The sequence below is a fragment of the Aeromonas sp. genome, assembly GCF_051657805.1.
In the GTDB taxonomy this organism is placed as follows: domain Bacteria; phylum Pseudomonadota; class Gammaproteobacteria; order Enterobacterales; family Aeromonadaceae; genus Aeromonas.
The window spans coordinates 145757-162668 of sequence record NZ_JBOFLJ010000010.1 but is presented as its reverse complement, the minus strand read 5'-3'; the positions used below and the strand labels follow the sequence as shown (position 1 = coordinate 162668).

Here is a 16912-nt window from a genome sequence, read left to right as displayed (position 1 = left end):
ATTGCGCATGACAGCTTCATGCAGCCGAGGCCCCCCCATATCAGGACTCCCCCATGCTTCATGTGTTTGGTCACAAGAATCCCGACAGCGACAGCATCTGCACCGCCCTGGTCGCCGCCGACTGGCTCAACGGCCAGGGCCGCCCCGCCCAGGCCTTCGCCCTGGGGACGCCCATCGCCGAGACCCGCTTCATCCTGGAGACCGCAGGGATCGAGGCACCCCCGGTACTCACCAGCAGCGTGGCCGACAAACCGGTCTTCCTGGTGGACTTCAGCGAGCTGGAGCAGGGGCCTGAGGGACTGGCGGACGCCGACGTACAGGGCCTCATCGACCACCATCGCATCGGCACCCTGATCACCCGTGGCCCCCTCGATGCCTGGGTGAGAGCCGTCGGTTGCAGCGCCACCGTGCTGCTGGAGCTGATGGGCCATGAGACGCTCTCCCGCCCCCAAGCCAGGCTGCTGCTGGGGGCCATCGTCAGCGACACCTTCAACTTCACCTCCCCCACCACCACGGAACAGGACAGACTCGCGGTCGAGCGGCTGCTACCCATCGCCGAACTGGAGCTGGCCCCCTTCGCCCAGACCCTGCTCGAGCGCCGAACCCAGCTGGGGGACCTGCCCCTCGCCGAGGCCCTGATCGCCGACGAGAAGGCCTACCAGATGGCGGGGCATGCCCTCATGGTGAGCCAGATCTGTGTGATGAACCCGGCCGAGATAGAGGCGCGCACCGCCGAACTCTATCAGGCCATGACAGAACGGCTGGCGCAGGACAAGCTGGATGGCTATGTGCTGATGCTGACCGATCTTGCCAGAGGGGAGAGCCAACTCTTCTTCGCAAGCCTGGGCATACTGCCCGCCGAGCCTGTGCACCTGGCCGGCGCCGTCAGCCGCAAGAAGGAAGGGCTGCCCTGGCTGACCCGCTACTTCGCCCAGCAACCAGCCTGATGCCATCCCCAGACCCTCGCCATCGCGAGGGTCTTCATTTCGTTAACAGATCTTTATCACCTTCCGCAGCATTTCCTTCATTTTTTATTCAACTCAGCCTGTTATGATGATGTAAACGGAGCCGGAGCCCACAGTTGTCGCTGACAACGAGTGACGCAGTCGGTACCGGGTTCGTTTGTTCTGACATTTCGCGGGCAGCCAAGATGGATGCCGTCCAAGGCCTCACCTGTCCCGCACCTGCCGAGGAGAACTGCTTATGAGCCCGACCAATATAGTGCTGTTGCTGGAAGGCAAGGATTACGAGCAGGAGACGCTGGCCAAGGCGAGCCGGCTGGCCCAGGCCATGGGCAGCAAACTGACCCTGTTGCACCTGACTCACAGCAGCAAGATACGCCAGCAGAGCCTGTCGCTGTCACAGGAAGAGCGCAGCGCCCAGGGCACCCTGGATGCCAAGGCCGTCATCAGCCAGCTCATCACCCAGTTGCACCATCCGGTGGATTACCAGTGTCTGGTGGTGGACGACGTGGTCTCCGAGCTCAGACGCTGGCTCTCCTCAGAGCCCGGTACGCTGCTGCTGGTAGGCAGCCGCCACCACTGGATGGAGGGCTCCCTGGCACGCCTGCTGCTCTACAAGCTGCCCGTCGATATCCAGATCTGCCATGAGCCCTACGCTGAGCCCCTCAGGGCCGTCGGCTGACTGACCGGGCCCGCCCCCTGCGCGGGCCCTCCCCCCTCCAACCGGCTGGTTTCTCTGGGCCTGTTGAGAGGCCCTCTCTTGCTACCTCGCCATTGCGTGAGCCCACCCGCCGCGGCACGAGCGCCATATGGCGCTCGAACCCGCCCTGGTGACAGTTCTATCTACACGTTTACTTACATATTGTTCGCTGTTTTTTAAGCCCCATTTGCTGCAGCATAGGGCCCCTGCGCCCCTTCGCAGGTTTCCGTTCAGGTAGATAAATGAAAAAACTCCCCAGACAGGGCAAGCTTGCCCTGCTCGTGATCGTTCCGCTGGCGCTCATCATCGGGTTCGCCTGGCCCAGCAAGAAACCGGATCCTGTTCTGACCGCCACCGTTACCCGCCAGGACGTGGAGCAGACGGTGCTGGCCAGCGGCGTCCTCCAGGCCATCGAACAGGTGGATGTAGGTGCCCAGGTCTCGGGCCAGGTCACCTATCTGGCGGTCGAAGCCGGACAGCAGGTCAAGCAGGGGGACCTGCTGGCACAGATCGATCCCCTGATCGCCCAGAACAACCTCAAGACCGCCGAGGCGGATCTCGCCAGCCGCCGCGCCCAGCTCAAGATCAAGCAGGCTCAGCTCAAGCAGAACGAGCTGGCCTGGCGCCGCCAGCAGCAGATGTTCAGCCAGGAGGCGAGCTCCCGCGCCGATCTCGAGAGTGCCGAGGCGCAACTGGCAGTCACCAAGGCGGAGTTGCAAAGCGCCCAGGCCGACATCGACAACGCCGTCATCAAGGTCGAGCGCACCAAGACCGAGCTCGGCTACAACCGCATTCAGGCCCCCATGGACGGCACCGTCATCAGCATAGTGACCCGCCAGGGGCAGACCCTGGCCGCCAGCCAGACGGTGCCGACCCTGCTCAAGCTCGCCAATCTCGACACCATGACGGTCAAGGCCCAGATCTCCGAGGCCGATGTGACCAAGGTCAGAGCCGGCATGCCGGTCTATTTCACCCTGATCGGGGACCCGGATACCCGCTATCCCGGCACCCTGCGCACCGTCGAGCTGGCCCCTACCAATATCAACGATCAGACCACCAGCACGGCGACCACCAGCAATGCCGCCATCTACTACTACGCCCTGTTCGATGTGCCCAACCCGGATCACCAGCTGCGGGTCGCCATGACGGCCCAGGTCACCATAGTACTTGGGGAACGCAAGCAGGTGCTGGCCATCCCCCAGACTGCCCTCGGCAAGAAACTCGGCGACAGCGAATACGAAGTGACCCTGCTCAAGGAGGATGAGCACAGGGAGACCCGGCGCATCAAGACCGGCATGAAGGATGACATCAAGATTGAGGTGCTGAGCGGCCTCGACGAGCAGGACAAGGTGCTCCTGGATCAGGGCAAGCCCATCCACGACGACGAGCCGGAGGGCATGCTGTGAGCGAGCCGCTGATCCAGCTCAAGGGCATCGAGAAGCGCTACCAGAGCGGGGAGCAGGAAGTCACCGTACTGCACCCGCTGGATCTCTGCATCCAGGGGGGGGAGATGGTCGCCATCGTCGGCGCCTCCGGCTCCGGCAAGTCCACCCTGATGAACTTGCTGGGCTGCCTCGATCGCCCGAGCGGCGGCCAGTATCTGTTTCACGGGCAGGATACCGCCCGGATGGATGCCCTGGCCCTGGCCCGCCTGCGCTGCCACCATTTCGGCTTCATCTTCCAGCGTTACCATCTGCTGCCCCACCTGGATGCGGTCGCCAACGTGGAGATCCCGGCGGTCTACGCCGGCACGCCCCGCGCCGAGCGCCAGGCCCGTGCCCAGGCCCTGCTGACGCGCCTTGGCCTCAGTGAACGCGGCCACCACAGGCCCGGGCAACTCTCCGGCGGCCAGCAACAGCGGGTCAGTATCGCCCGGGCTTTGGCCAACGGTGGCGAGGTGATCCTGGCCGATGAGCCCACCGGTGCCCTCGACAGCCACAGCGGCAAGGAGGTGATGGCCATCCTGAAGGAGCTGCACACCCAGGGCCACACCATCATACTGGTGACCCACGACATGGCGGTGGCCAACCACGCCGACCGCATCATCACCCTGCGCGATGGCCGGGTAGTGGAAGACAGCACCCGGGCCACCGGCCCTGACGAAGTCGCCCCAACAGATGAACAAAGCCAACCTTCAGGGCAACCCGATACCCCCAAGGCCAGTCACGGGCAGCTGGGCGCGAGCATCAGCCGGCTCGGCAGCCAGGGCTGGGATCGCTACCGGGAGGCGGGCCGCATGGCCCTGCACGCCATGCTGGCCCATCGCATGCGTACCTTCCTCACCATGCTCGGCATCATCATTGGCATCGCCGCCGTGGTCAGCGTGGTCGCCCTCGGCCAGGGGGCTCGCGCCAAGGTGATCAACGACATCAACGCCATGGGCACCAACACCATCGACATCTTCCCCGGCAAGGACTGGGGGGACGAGAAGGCGGCCAGCATCCAGACCCTGAACGAGGGGGATCTCAGGAGCCTGCTCGGCCAGCCCTATCTGGAGGGGGCCAGCCCCCAGATCGCCACCTCGGGCCAGCTCCGCTATCGCAACAAGACCAGCAGCGGCAGCGTGGTGGGAGTCGGCAGCGACTTCTTCCGGGTCAAGGGGATGACCCTCACCCAGGGTCGTCTGCTCAACGAGCAGGATATCCAGCGCCGGACGGCGGTGGCCGTGGTGGATGGCAAGACCATAGAGAGCCTGCTCGGCAAGGTGGACCCCGTCGGCCAGGTGGTGCTGGTCGGTACCCTGCCGGTGCGCATCATCGGCGTGGTGGCCCAGGAGACAGGGTTTGGCCCCAGCAGCCAGTCGGTCAATATCTGGCTGCCCTACAGCGCCGTGATGAGCCGCCTCATCTCCCAGAACCACTTCAGCCAGCTCACCATCAGGGTCAAGGACGGGATCCAGCCCGCCCTGGCGGAGCAGGCGGCGGTGGCCCTGCTGACCCAGCGCCACGGGGTGAAGGACTTCTTCACCTTCAGCAGCGACAGCATCATCAAGTCGGTGGAGAAGACCACGGCCACCCTGACCCTGCTGGTCTCCGCCATCGCGGTGATCTCCCTCATCGTCGGCGGGGTCGGGGTGATGAACATCATGCTGGTCTCCGTGGTGGAGCGCACCCGGGAGATAGGGATCCGCATCGCGGTGGGGGCCCGCCAGTCCGACATATTGCAACAGTTCCTGATAGAGGCCGTGATGGTCAGCCTGCTGGGGGGCCTGCTCGGCATCGGCCTGGCGCTGCTCATCGGCTTCATCTTCTCACTCCTGGTGGCGAGTTTTCAGATGTCCTTCTCCCTCTTCTCCATCCTGATGGCCTTCGGCTGCTCCTCCCTCATCGGGATCCTGTTTGGTTACCTGCCTGCCCGCAACGCGGCCCGGCTCGATCCGGTCGAGGCGCTGGCGAGGGAATGATGATGCACCACTTACCCAGTCAGAGGCGGCGCCTCTTGTCAAAACCAGCGCTCGGCCTCGCCGTCGCCCTGGCCCTGAGTGCCTGCAGCCAGCAGAGCACCTATCACAGGCCCGAGCTTGCCGTGGCGCCACAGTGGCAGCAAGCCAGCGAGGGACTCCACCAGCAGCAGGCCGGCCTCTGGTGGCAGGGCTTTGACGATCCCGCCCTCAACCAGCTGGTGGAGGCGGTGCTCGCCGCCAACCCCGACATGCAGGTGGCGGGCCTGCGGCTCAAGAGCACTTTGCTCGGCGCGGATCTCGCCGACACTAATCTAACCCCCTTGGTCAACGCCAATCTGGGGGCAAGCGGCACCAAGAACCTCAAGGACGGCAGCGCCAGCAGCAGCATGGGCCCCTCCCTCACCCTGAGCTATGAGGTGGATCTCTGGGGCCGGCTCGCCGCGGTGCGGGATCAGGCGAGCTGGGAGGCAGAGGCCAGCGAACAGGATCTCGCCTCCACCCGCTTGCTGCTCATCGGCAAGACCCTGGAGCAGTATTGGCAGCTGGCCTACCTCGGCTCGGCCATCACGCTGGGGCAGCAACAGCTGCTCAACTATGAGCGGGCCGAGCGGTTGACCCGGGCCAAGTATGAGGCGGGCGCCATCACCCGCCTCGATCTGGTGCAGGCCAGTCAGCAGAAGGCGGGCAAACAGGCGGAGCTCGCCGCCCTCGTCTTGCAGCGGGAACAGGCCGACAACGCCCTGCGCCTACTGTTGGGCCGCAGTCATGGCCCGCTGGCCTTGGCCCCCACCGCGCTGGCCATGCACCCCATTCCGACCCTGGCGGTCGGCATACCGGCGGATGTGCTGGCCCGGCGCCCGGATGTACGAGCCGCCGAACTCAGGCTGCGCAAGACCCTCGCCAGGGGGGACGAGATCCGCACAGGCTTCTACCCCGCCCTGAGCCTCACCGGCGGGGCCAGCACCACCTCGGACACCCTGACCCAGGTGCTGAGCAACCCGGTCGGCACCCTGGGGGCGAGCCTGGCCCTCCCTTTCCTCGAATACAACAAGACCCGGCTCAGCATCGCCAGCTCCGACATTGACTACCAGATTGCCGAGACCGAGTTCCGCAAGCAGCTCTACACCGCCCTGCTTGAGGTAGAGGACGGCCTGGCAGCGCGCCGCCAGGGGGAGCAACGCCTGGACTATCTCGAGCAGCAGCTGGGGTATGCGAGAGAGGCCGAGCGGCTAGCCCAGGCTCGCTTCCGGGCCGGGGCCAGCGGGGTTCAACCCTGGCTGGACGAGCAGAACCGCCTGTGGGACGCCGAGCTCGCCCTGCTCGCCCAGCAGCAGGCCCAGCTCAACACCATGGCAGGGATCTACCGGGCCCTGGGGGGAAGCGATCGGGGTTAAGGGGTGCCGGCGAACTCGCCACATCCTGAAACGAGGGGGACAAGGTCCCCCTTTTTCGTGCCGTTTTCTTGTTCACAAAGCAATTGATAATAGTTTTCATTTGCCTGAGAATGGGCGCCATTGCCTGTCAGGAGTACTCATATGTCACAGCCCGCCCCGGTCAATCGCCCCCGCCTGCTCACCGTCAAGCATGTCCACGATGTGGGGCCAAACCTGCGCCGACTCTGCCTGACCAGCCCCGAGCTGGCAGATTATCCCTTCACCTGTGGGGGGGCTCACATCAAGATCATGCTACCCCAGGCTGGTCAACAGCAGATCGTGCTGCCGACTCCCGGCCCCAAGGGACCCCGCTGGGAAGATCCCAGCCAGAAGCCCATCATCCGCACCTTCACCATACGGGCGTTTCGCCGCGAGGCTCTGGAGCTGGATATCGACTTCGCCCTGCACGGGGACATAGGCCCCGCCAGCCGCTTTGCCCTGCAGGCCAAGCCCGGCGATCAACTGGCCGTCTCCGGCCCCGGCGGCCCGGATCCCATGCTGCAAGCGGCCGAACACTACTACATGGTGGGGGATCTCAGCTCCCTGCCCGCCATCAGCGCCATGGCCGAGACCATGCCCGCCACGGCTCAGGGCCACATCGCCCTGCTGGTGCCCCATCAGGAAGATGTGCAGGATCTGTCGCTGCCAAGCGGTGTCAGCCTGCGCTGGTTTGTCGGCTCACCCGAGCAGACAGAGCCATTGGTGAGCTATTTCACCGCCCTGCCCATGGTCTCGGAGCTGAGCTATTTCTGGTTCGGCGGCGAGGAGGGATTGGTGGTGCCCCTGCGTCGCCACGTCAGGCGCACCCTGGAGGTGGATCGCCAGCGGGTCTACGCGGTGCCCTACTGGCGCAGCGGCAAGGATGAAGACGCCTATCATCAGGACAGACACGCCGTGATGGATAGCTGATATCCGCTATTTTCCTTATATAAATCAGGCCTATCCCGGCTCGGGGCAGGCCTGAACTTCAGGCCGATTTCCACTCTTTTTTTCCCCTCCCCCCCATCTTGGTGATCCCATCGCCAGGGCTTGCATTCGAGAAAGACAGCAAGATAATGATAATCACTCTCAATAAAGTGTTCTGTCATTGCCTCACGCCCTAACCCGGAGCCAGTGAGTCGAGACAGGTCACCCACCCCAGGTACAGCAAGGTAATCCAGATGGCAGTTTTGAATTCGGTAATGCGCGCCTTTGCAGTTGAAGCCCTCCCCACCCCTGCCGACCTGTTGGCACAACACCCCTGTCCCAGCGAGATGGCGCAGCAAATTGACCAGCACCGCCACCAGGTGCGCCAGATCTTGAACGGCGACGATGACCGCCTGCTGGTGGTGATAGGCCCCTGCTCCATTCACGATCCCCTCGCCGCCCTCGACTATGGGCGGCGCCTGGCAAGGCTAGCCGCACAGTATCAGGACAGCCTGCTCATCGTGATGCGCACCTACTTCGAGAAGCCCCGTACCACGGTCGGCTGGAAGGGTCTGGTGTTCGACCCCCACCTGGATGGCAGCAACGACATCAGACACGGCCTCCACCTGGCCCGACAACTGCTGCTCGACATCAATCAACTCGGGCTGGCTACCGCCACCGAGTTTCTCGACACCACCAGCTTCCTCTATCTGGCCGATCTCATCAGCTGGGGTGCCATAGGGGCGCGCACCACGGAGTCCCAGGTGCACAGGCAGCTCGCCTCGGCCCTGCCCTGCCCCGTCGGCTTCAAGAACGGGACGGATGGCAATATCCGGGTGGCCATCGATGCCATTCAGGCCAGCGAGGCGTCGCACCTGTTCACCGCACCGGGCAGCCAGGGGGGCATAGTGGTCATCAAGAGCGAGGGTAACCCGAGCGGCCACATCATTCTGCGGGGCGGCACTCTCCCCAATTACCATCAGAGCGATGTGGAGGAGGCCGCCGAGCGGCTGGCACGCCAGGGGCTTAGCCATCGCCTGATGGTGGATTGCAGCCATGGCAACAGCCAGAAGCAGCACAAGAACCAGATCCGAGTCGCCGGGGAGCTTTGCCGCCAGTTGAGTGAGGGGAGTGAAGCCGTCGCCGCCGTCATGGTGGAGAGCTTCCTAGAAGGGGGCAGCCAGAAACCAGCCCCCCTGGGTGAGCTGCAATACGGCCAGTCCATCACAGATGCCTGTCTCTGCTGGGAGGACAGCCAGAGCCTGCTGGCCATGTTGGCCGATGCGGTGAAGGCCCGCCGACGCGCAGCCCAATCAGCCGCGGTCCAACGTCATCCCGAACATATCCAGCCCATCAGCCAGAGCGTCTTATAAATATCGGAGACGGGGCCATCGCGGCCCCGTCTTTCCGTCTGGTCCCTTCATCTCGTCAATTTCGTTAATACCCCCAAATAAGGGTTTCAAATAGACCATAAATAGTCTCTGAAATAATACGGGAAGGACATCTCCTATTTCATCGGAACGAAATGTATGCGCGACGTCCCTGCCACTCCCCCCTGCAGTCGGTGAAACATGAGGGGCTGCCATGGATTCATGCCAACATGGTCGATTGAACAGACGGGCTGTATGAGTCCTTAATAAGAGGGGTCGGGATAGTGATAGGGATAGCAATGGCTTCGGCCCTTGTGTCAGACACTGTCATTTATTGCCTGACGGTGAGCCCAATCACTCAGGATCCGGCCGCATAAATAGTAGGCGGTTCGCCCTGCCTGCCGACCAATATGACCCCACAAATAATAATGCCGCCCAGCAGGCGGCATTATTGATGAACTGACGAAGGTTATCAGATCAGGAAATCGTTCAGATCCTTGCCCAGCGCAACTTGCTCGGCAATGGCCTTGGGCATACGGCCCTGACCGGTCCAGGTCTTCTCCTGGCCATCTTCCTGGTACTTGTACTTGGGAGGACGCGGGGCACGCTTGCTCTTGGTGGAGCCAGTGGCCGCAGGCGCCGCGGCAGTACCGATCAGCTCGCGGGGATCGATGCCGGCTTGCTGCAACATCTCGGTGAATTCGCTCAGCTTGCGCTGACGCTCTTCTTGCTCGGCACGCTCTTGCTCAACAGATTCGGCGCGCTCGTTATATACCAGATCAAACTTCTCTTTCGCTTCTTGCAGCTGTTCAAAGGGCAGTTCACGAATGGCAGCACGCAGGCTGCGAATGTTCAGCAGAACTTTCAGAAACTCGTTCATTACTTCCTCACAGAATTATTTTTGTTTGTCACAGGGGTAACACAATTTGAGAATAGCACGGCTGTTCCATAACAACATAATGATTTTATAGCCATCAGAGAATGCTTGGCAAATCCATCATCATTATTCACGGAGGTAAATTCATTCTCATATTTTATAGATAAGCCGCCTTAACAGGCATAATTAAACTCACCAGTACGCGGGAGAGTTTACCGCAGCTATCGCTTATCTGATCACCACCCAACAATGTTGTCGCTTCAATCCAACGCCTTTTCATCCCCATACTCAGACCGACATTCATGGTGACGGGGTACATGCCTGTAGAATATTGGTCCCCATGCCGTACCAGGGTCGCGGCGACTCAACGTCACTCAATATGGCGCCTTGGCCTGGTCGCTTATCCAATCGATAAATGCCTGGATCTTGGGACACTGGCGGTTGGGCAGGGTGGCGAGGTAATAACGCTGGGCGCAGCGCACCTCCATAGCCGGGAAGGGGGCAACCAGTTCATTGCGAGCCAGCCGCTTGCTCACCAGGCGCTTGCGGCCCATGGCGACACCGGCGTGGTTCATGGCGGCTATGATGGCGAGATCGGAGCGATCGAACCCCATGTTTGCCTGGCAGTCGTCGATGAGGATGCCGGACTGACGGGCCCAACTCTGCCATTCGTCGGTCTCAGAGTCATGACCCCAGGCCTGCCTGTCGTGCAGCAGGCGACAGTGCTGCAAATTGTCCGGATTACCGAGCAATTGGTGCTGCTCGGCATATTCCGGACTGCATACCGGCACCATGTATTCGTCCATCAGGGGGTGAATGGCGAGTCGCGCCGGCGTCTTGTCATCGAAATAGAGCGTCAGATCGATGCCGTAGCCGTGCAGGTTGATGTTCTCGTTGCCGGTCATGATGTTGAGTTCGATCTGGGGATGCTGGCGGGAGAAGTCCGCTAGCCTTGGCACCAGCCAGCACTGGGCGATGGAGGGGCGAGAATAAACGGTCAGTGAGCCCGACAGCTCCTGATTCTTGATCTCCAGGATCTCCTGATTGATGAACTCCAGCGACGACTTGAGCGCCCAGAACACGCGCTGCCCCTCCGCCGTCAGTTCCACCTTGCGATGAAAACGCTGGAACAGCTTGAAGCCGAGCTCCTCCTCCAGGGCGCCTATCCTGTGGCTCACCGCGCTCGGGCTGAGCGCCAGCTCATCGGCCGCCAGGGCGAAGGAGCTGTGACGGGCCGCCGCCTCGAAGGTATGCAGCTTGGCGAGCTGATAGCCACTCAGCAGCTTGTTTCTCGATACATAGTTCTCTTCGGTATACATCCGCATCTCTCGACAAGGGGTCGGGTCATGCCGCCATCATATCTAAACCCGCGCCCTTTTGGATGCAGCAAACGAATCCAAAGCGCCACATCAAAGGAATATGTGATGAATGTGGCACCTTTGCATCAACTCAGCGCACCCAAGACCCTGTTTTCATCATTTGTCAGCACCCTCGCCCTTGCCGTTCAATAGCCCCTCAATCCCAACCCATCACATATGTCGAGGCGCAGTATGAATTCTGAAATGTGGGTCGTCGGTACCTTGCTGACAAGCATCATCCTGATCGTCTTCACCATAGTGAAGGGCAAGGTGCATCCCTTCCTCGCCCTGCTGCTGGCGAGCTTCTATGTGGGCACCATGATGGGGATGAACCCGGTCAAGATGGTCAACGCCATGGAGGAGGGCATAGGCGGCACCCTGGGATTCCTCGCCGCCGTCATCGGTCTTGGTACCATACTCGGCAAGATGATGGAAGTATCGGGCGCCGCCGAGCGCATCGGTCTCACCCTGCAAAAATGCCGCTGGCTCTCACCCCAGGTGATCATGGTGCTGGTCGGGCTGGTGTGTGGCATCACCCTGTTCGTCGAGGTCGGGGTGGTACTGCTCATTCCGCTCGCCTTCTCCATCGCCCGCAAGACCAACACCTCGCTGCTGACCCTGGCCATCCCGCTCTGTACCGCCCTGATGGCCGTGCACTGCATAGTGCCGCCCCACCCGGCCGCCCTCTATGTCACCAACCAGCTGGGTGCCGATGTGGGATCCGTCATCGTCTATGGCCTCGCTGTCGGGCTGTTTGCTTCCCTCATCGGTGGCCCTTTGTTTCTGAAGCTGCTCGGTAAACGGCTGCCGTTCAAGAGCGTGCCCGCCGCCTTCGCCGACATCCAGGCCCGTGATGAGGCCGAACTGCCGACCCTGGGCGCCTCCCTCTTCACCGTGCTGCTGCCCATTTTGCTGATGCTGGCCAAGACGGTGGCCGAGCTCAACATGGCACATGATTCCGCCCTCTACACCCTGCTGGAGTTTATCGGCAACCCCATCACCGTCATGTTTATCGCCGCCTTCACCGCCTACTACGTGCTGGGGATCCGTCAACGCATGAAGATGGGGGGGCTGCTGGACCAGACTGAACAGTGTTTCTCCTCCATCGCCAATATATTGCTGATCATCGGGGCCGGCGGCGCCTTCAACGGGGTGCTCAAGGCCAGTGGCCTGGGGGACAGCCTGGCCGGCATCCTTTCCCAGCTGGACATGCACCCCATACTGCTGGCCTGGCTGGTGGCCATCATACTGCACGCCGCCGTCGGCTCCGCCACCGTCGCCATGATGGGCGCCACCGCCATCGTCTCCCCCATCATGGGGCACTACCCCGACATCAGCCCCGAGATCATGACGCTCGCCATCGGCTGCACCATGGTGACCGACTCCCTGTTCTGGCTGGTCAAGCAATACTGCGGTGCCACCCTGAACGAAACGCTCAAGTACTACACCAGTGCCACCCTGGTCGCCTCCCTGATGGCGCTTGCTGGCACTTTCCTGCTTTCCTATATCGTATGAACAGACTGAGATATCCCATGAAAAACATCGATGTTTCCCAGCTCACCGCCCAATTTCCGCTGGTTCGCTCCCTGATCGCGCTGGAGCCCCTGACCTGGTTCAATCCCAACGCCACCACGCTGGCGGTCGGCCTGCCCTATGTCGGCCTGGACCAGCGCGATGTCGCCGATGCCTCCGCCCGCCTCACCCGCTTCGCCCCCTACCTGTGTGAGGCCTTCCCCGAGACCCGCGCCAACCAGGGCATCCTGGAGTCCGAGATCGCCGCCATACCTACCATGCAGGCGACCCTCAACCAGCGCTATGGCGTCGAGGTGGCCGGCCGGCTGCTGCTCAAAAAAGACAGCCACCTGCCCATCTCCGGCTCCATCAAGGCTCGCGGCGGCATCTACGAGGTACTGGCCCACGCCGAGCAGCTGGCGATCAAGGCGGGTTTGCTCCGCACAGAAGATGACTACAGCAAGCTGTTCTCGGACGAATTCCGTCAATTCTTCGGCCAATACAGCATCGCGGTCGGCTCGACCGGCAACCTCGGCATGTCCATCGGCATCATGAGCGCCAAGCTCGGCTTCACCGTCACAGTCCACATGTCTGCCGATGCGCGGGAGTGGAAGAAGCGCAAGTTGCGTGAACACGGCGTCATCGTCGTGGAATACGCCGAAGATTACGGCGTTGCGGTGGAGCAGGGGCGCAAGGAGGCCGAGCGCGATCCCAATTGCTTCTTCATCGATGACGAGAACTCCCGCACCCTGTTCCTCGGCTACTCGGTGGCTGGCGAGCGGGTGAAGCAGCAGCTCGACGAGATGGGTATCAAGGTGGACGCCGAACACCCGCTGTTCGTCTACCTGCCCTGCGGCGTGGGCGGCGGCCCGGGCGGCGTGGCCTTTGGCCTCAAACTCGCGTTCGGGGATAACGTGCACTGCTTCTTCGCCGAACCCACCCACTCCCCCTGCATGTTGCTCGGGGTCCACACCGGGTTGCACGATCAGATCTCGGTGCAGGACCTGGGTATCGACAACCTCACCGCCGCCGATGGCCTCGCGGTAGGGCGTGCCTCCGGTTTCGTCGGCCGCGCCATGGAGCGGCTGCTGGATGGCTTCTTCACCCTGAGCGATCAGGAGATGTATGACCTGCTGGGGCTGCTGGCCAGGGAGGAGCAGATCAAGCTGGAACCCTCGGCGCTGGCCGGTATGCCAGGCCCCTGGCGAGTGACGGCCGACCGTGCCTGGCAAGCGGCTCAAGGAATGGATAAGACCGTCATGGCCCAGGCCACCCACCTGGTATGGGCCACCGGCGGCGGCATGGTGCCAACGGACGAGATGGAGAAATATCTGGCCACCGCCAAGATTTAAGTTTTTTTCAACTGCCAAACCCGCCTTCATGGCGGGTTTTCTCTTCATGGATCAGCAAGATGGCACATCTTTTGATCTGTGCATGCCAGCCCCCATGCCCTCCTGTTTGATGCTAATCCCCCCAAGTTGGTTATTTTGTGATACGATAGTGGCCGTTTTTTGATAATTGCGCACCGTTGTCGCCCTGATCTGACCATAAACGGGGGATAACGTTCTGCTCATAATGGGCGGCGCGCAATGCAACAAGTGACCTGGATGAGTCAGTTCTGGCGAGATACATCGGCCAGACAAGGACTCACCAAGGGCACCTTAGATAAGGAGATCGGGCTATGAAACAGTATCAAAGCTGGCTGGGACAATATCTGATGAGCCGCCGCGATGGCGATCACGCCATGGCATCCGAACTCGCCAACTCCATCTGCGAGTTCTGGCAAACCCAGGGCGATGAAGCCGAAACCAGCAAATGGCAACAGATTTACCAACAGCACGTGGAAAAGACCACCTGAGGGCTGAGGTGGCAAGCCGTCACCCATAAAAAACCGGCGCTCATGGCGCCGGTTTTTGCTTTCCAGAAGCGGGATATCACATCTGGTCGATCATGTCCTGGGCGAACTGGGAGCAGGAGCGCAGGGTGGCGCCTTCCATCAGTCGCTCGAAGTCATAGGTGACAGTCTTGTTGGCAATCGCCGCTTCCATCCCCTTGACGATGAGATCGGCCGCCTCGGTCCAGCCCAGGTGGCGCAGCATCATCTCGGCGGAGAGGATGAGGGAACCCGGGTTGACCTTGTCCTGACCGGCGTACTTGGGTGCGGTACCGTGAGTTGCCTCGAACAGGGCCACGCCGTCGCCGATGTTGGCACCCGGGGCGATACCGATACCACCGACCTGAGCGGCCAAGGCGTCGGAGATGTAGTCACCGTTCAGGTTCATACAGGCGATGACATCGTACTCGGCCGGGCGCAGCAGGATCTGTTGCAGGAAGGCGTCGGCGATGACGTCTTTGACCACGATAGTCTTGCCGGTCTTCGGGTTCTTGAAGGAGCACCAGGGGCCGCCGTCGATCAGCTGGGCATCGTACTCTTTCTGGGCCAGGGCATAGCCCCAATCCTTGAAGGCACCCTCGGTGAACTTCATGATATTACCCTTGTGTACCAGGGTCACGGAGTCGCGATCGTTGTCGATGGCGTACTCGATGGCGGCACGGACCAGACGCTCGGTACCGGCCTTGGACATGGGCTTGATGCCGATGCCACAAGACTCGGGGAAGCGAATTTTCTTCACGCCCATCTCGTTTTGCAGGAAGGCGATGACCTTCTTCGCTTCATCGCTGTCCGCCTTCCACTCGATGCCGGCATAGATGTCTTCGGCGTTCTCGCGGAAGATCACCATGTCGGTCAGATCCGGACGCTTGACCGGGCTCGGGGTCCCTTCGTAGTAACGGACCGGGCGCAGGCAGACGTAGAGGTCCAGCTCCTGGCGCAGGGCCACGTTTAGGGAGCGAATACCACCACCGACCGGAGTGGTCAGCGGGCCCTTGATGGCGACGCAGTATTCACGAATGAAATCCAGGGTTTCGGCCGGCAGCCAGGCACCTTCGCCATAGACATGAGTCGACTTCTCGCCGGTATAGATCTCCATCCAGGCGATCTTGCGCTCGCCTTTGTAGGCTTTCTCGACCGCGGCATTCACCACATTCAACATGGCAGGGGTCACGTCCACACCGATGCCATCCCCTTCGATGAACGGGATGATCGGGTTATGGGGGACATTCAGCTTGCCGTTGGCATCGACTGTGATTTTTTGGCCCTGGGTCGGGATAACTACTTTGCTTTCCATCGGCATCTCCTAACTTCCGTTTGTTATCAATCTGATCGTTGCGCGCGGCCATCTTAGCCCATCCATTTGCATAATCAAATGGCGGGCGTGCATGTCCGACCATAGTCGAGTACTGGATCACAATGCGTCCAATCCGCTCGCATCGGACTCACCGTCATGCCAGCCAACCTGTGTCTTTCGAAGACGTTGATGGCGTCAGGCCTTATCCTGGCAGCCCCTCCCCCTGCCCTTGTGGCTGACTCAGGGAGCGATACTGAGAGGGAGTCAATCCGGTCTTTAGCTTGAACACCCGGCAGAAATAATTTACATCGCCGTAACCACAGCGGGTCGCCACCTCTTCCAGCCGGAATCGATACTTTTTGAGCATGAATTTCGCCCTGTCTATCCGTACCCAGCTGATGTAGTCCGCCAATCGCATGTGCCCCTGCTCGCGAAACAGGTGGGAGAGGTGGCTCGCCGAGACGTTGAAGCGGTGGGCGATGGAGTCGCGGCTGATGGGGCGGTGAAAATTCTCCTGGATATAGATGCAGATGCCGTGGAACAAGTCAGCCCCCCTCGGCCGCTCGGCGGCGGACTCCGCCAGCAGTTGGCGAGCACTGGTGAGCAACGCCTGCAGCAGGTGGTTGTCGGTGGGGGAGCGACCGGGATCCTCGGCCAGCGCGTTGAGCGCCGCCAATATGTGTTCAGTCACATGACCGGCCCTGGCCATGATGCTGTGTTTTTGCACGTCGAAGAAGTCGGGCTCGTCGCGGCGCTTGCTCACCAGGCTGAAACCGAGCTGGCGCTTGCCAAACAGCAGGCTCAGCACGGAGCAATCCGTGGTCCACTCGGGCTTGTTCCAGCCGTTGGGGGGTATATAGAGTGCCTGCCCCGGCAGCACGCTGACTTGCTTGCAACCCGACTCCTTGTCCCAGATCTGGTTGAGGTATTCACCGCTGAACACCAGCTCCAGGCGGGGAAAATTGACCTGGTAGCTGAAGCCCGGCGGCACACCCTGTTCGCTGGCGAACCAGATCTGGTCAAAAGGAGCCTGCTCGTTGATGGCGCCATCGAGCAGCTGGCTGAAGATGAGTGACATGTTGATCCCAGTCAAGAGAGGGGCAAGCGATTGCGGCGCACGCGACCGCCCATGTTATAGTCCGGCCCGGATGGTCAATACCACCTTTTTCTTCACCCCGGTTTTCTCAACATTCAACGAGGCGT

The 16912-nt window shown here is 61.5% G+C and carries 14 protein-coding genes; 10 read left to right on the top strand and 4 right to left on the bottom strand.

The genetic code is table 11. From position 1 onward, the window contains the following. Positions 1-53: 53 nt before the first annotated feature. From ACRCYW_RS03450 to ACRCYW_RS03420, 7 genes are all read left to right on the top strand, one after another. Positions 54-947, top strand: coding sequence for a DHHA2 domain-containing protein (locus ACRCYW_RS03450; protein WP_438548775.1), 894 nt, complete (start codon positions 54-56; stop codon positions 945-947). Between the two features lie 256 nt (positions 948-1203). Further along, positions 1204-1644 carry a universal stress protein gene (locus tag ACRCYW_RS03445; protein WP_438548774.1) on the top strand — a complete coding sequence of 147 codons (441 nt, stop codon included), beginning with the start codon at positions 1204-1206 and terminating at the stop codon, positions 1642-1644. Positions 1645-1904: 260 nt separating this feature from the next. Beyond that, entirely contained in the window at positions 1905-3068 is a 1164-nt protein-coding gene (locus tag ACRCYW_RS03440) for an efflux RND transporter periplasmic adaptor subunit (RefSeq protein WP_438548773.1), read from the top strand. After that, the gene (locus ACRCYW_RS03435; RefSeq protein ID WP_438548772.1) at positions 3065-5065 is read left to right on the top strand and encodes a MacB family efflux pump subunit; all 2001 of its coding nucleotides are present in this window, start codon (positions 3065-3067) and stop codon (positions 5063-5065) included. The genes ACRCYW_RS03440 and ACRCYW_RS03435 overlap by 4 nt, the downstream gene beginning before the upstream one ends. Positions 5066-5100: 35 nt before the next feature. Further along, entirely contained in the window at positions 5101-6459 is a 1359-nt protein-coding gene (locus tag ACRCYW_RS03430) for an efflux transporter outer membrane subunit (protein WP_438548771.1), read from the top strand. A gap of 141 nt (positions 6460-6600) precedes the next feature. Beyond that, positions 6601-7407, top strand: coding sequence for a siderophore-interacting protein (locus ACRCYW_RS03425; protein WP_438548770.1), 807 nt, complete (start codon positions 6601-6603; stop codon positions 7405-7407). Between the two features lie 251 nt (positions 7408-7658). After that, on the top strand, positions 7659-8777 hold the full coding sequence (locus tag ACRCYW_RS03420; RefSeq protein ID WP_438548769.1) for a 3-deoxy-7-phosphoheptulonate synthase: 1119 nt from the start codon (positions 7659-7661) through the stop codon (positions 8775-8777). Between the two features lie 469 nt (positions 8778-9246). Here the strand turns inward: ACRCYW_RS03420 and ACRCYW_RS03415 are convergent, their stop codons facing one another. Both ACRCYW_RS03415 and dsdC read right to left on the bottom strand, forming a co-directional pair. Then, positions 9247-9654: an H-NS family histone-like protein gene (locus ACRCYW_RS03415; protein WP_438548768.1), complete on the bottom strand. Its 408-nt coding sequence runs from the start codon at positions 9652-9654 to the stop codon at positions 9247-9249. A gap of 371 nt (positions 9655-10025) precedes the next feature. Continuing rightward, a complete protein-coding gene (gene dsdC, locus ACRCYW_RS03410) occupies positions 10026-10970 on the bottom strand; it encodes a DNA-binding transcriptional regulator DsdC (protein WP_438548767.1) in 945 nt (314 codons plus the stop codon). A 231-nt stretch (positions 10971-11201) separates the two neighbouring features. On the opposite strand from dsdC, the gene dsdX reads away from it, so the two are divergent. The 3 genes from dsdX to ACRCYW_RS03395 all read left to right on the top strand — a co-directional run bounded on the left by dsdX (position 11202) and on the right by ACRCYW_RS03395 (position 14379). Further along, a complete protein-coding gene (gene dsdX, locus ACRCYW_RS03405; protein WP_438548766.1) occupies positions 11202-12524 on the top strand; it encodes a D-serine transporter DsdX in 1323 nt (440 codons plus the stop codon). Positions 12525-12541: 17 nt separating this feature from the next. Continuing rightward, on the top strand, positions 12542-13873 hold the full coding sequence (locus ACRCYW_RS03400; RefSeq protein ID WP_438548765.1) for a D-serine ammonia-lyase: 1332 nt from the start codon (positions 12542-12544) through the stop codon (positions 13871-13873). 329 nt (positions 13874-14202) lie between these two features. Then, a complete protein-coding gene (locus tag ACRCYW_RS03395) occupies positions 14203-14379 on the top strand; it encodes a hypothetical protein (protein ID WP_100859650.1) in 177 nt (58 codons plus the stop codon). A gap of 76 nt (positions 14380-14455) precedes the next feature. Here the strand turns inward: ACRCYW_RS03395 and icd are convergent, their stop codons facing one another. Together icd and ACRCYW_RS03385 are read right to left on the bottom strand one after the other, a co-directional pair. Then, complete coding sequence (gene icd / locus ACRCYW_RS03390; protein ID WP_438548764.1) at positions 14456-15709, bottom strand: NADP-dependent isocitrate dehydrogenase; 1254 nt, start codon at positions 15707-15709, stop codon at positions 14456-14458. 202 nt (positions 15710-15911) lie between these two features. Then, positions 15912-16787: a helix-turn-helix transcriptional regulator gene (locus ACRCYW_RS03385; RefSeq protein WP_438548763.1), complete on the bottom strand. Its 876-nt coding sequence runs from the start codon at positions 16785-16787 to the stop codon at positions 15912-15914. Positions 16788-16912: the final 125 nt, after the last annotated feature.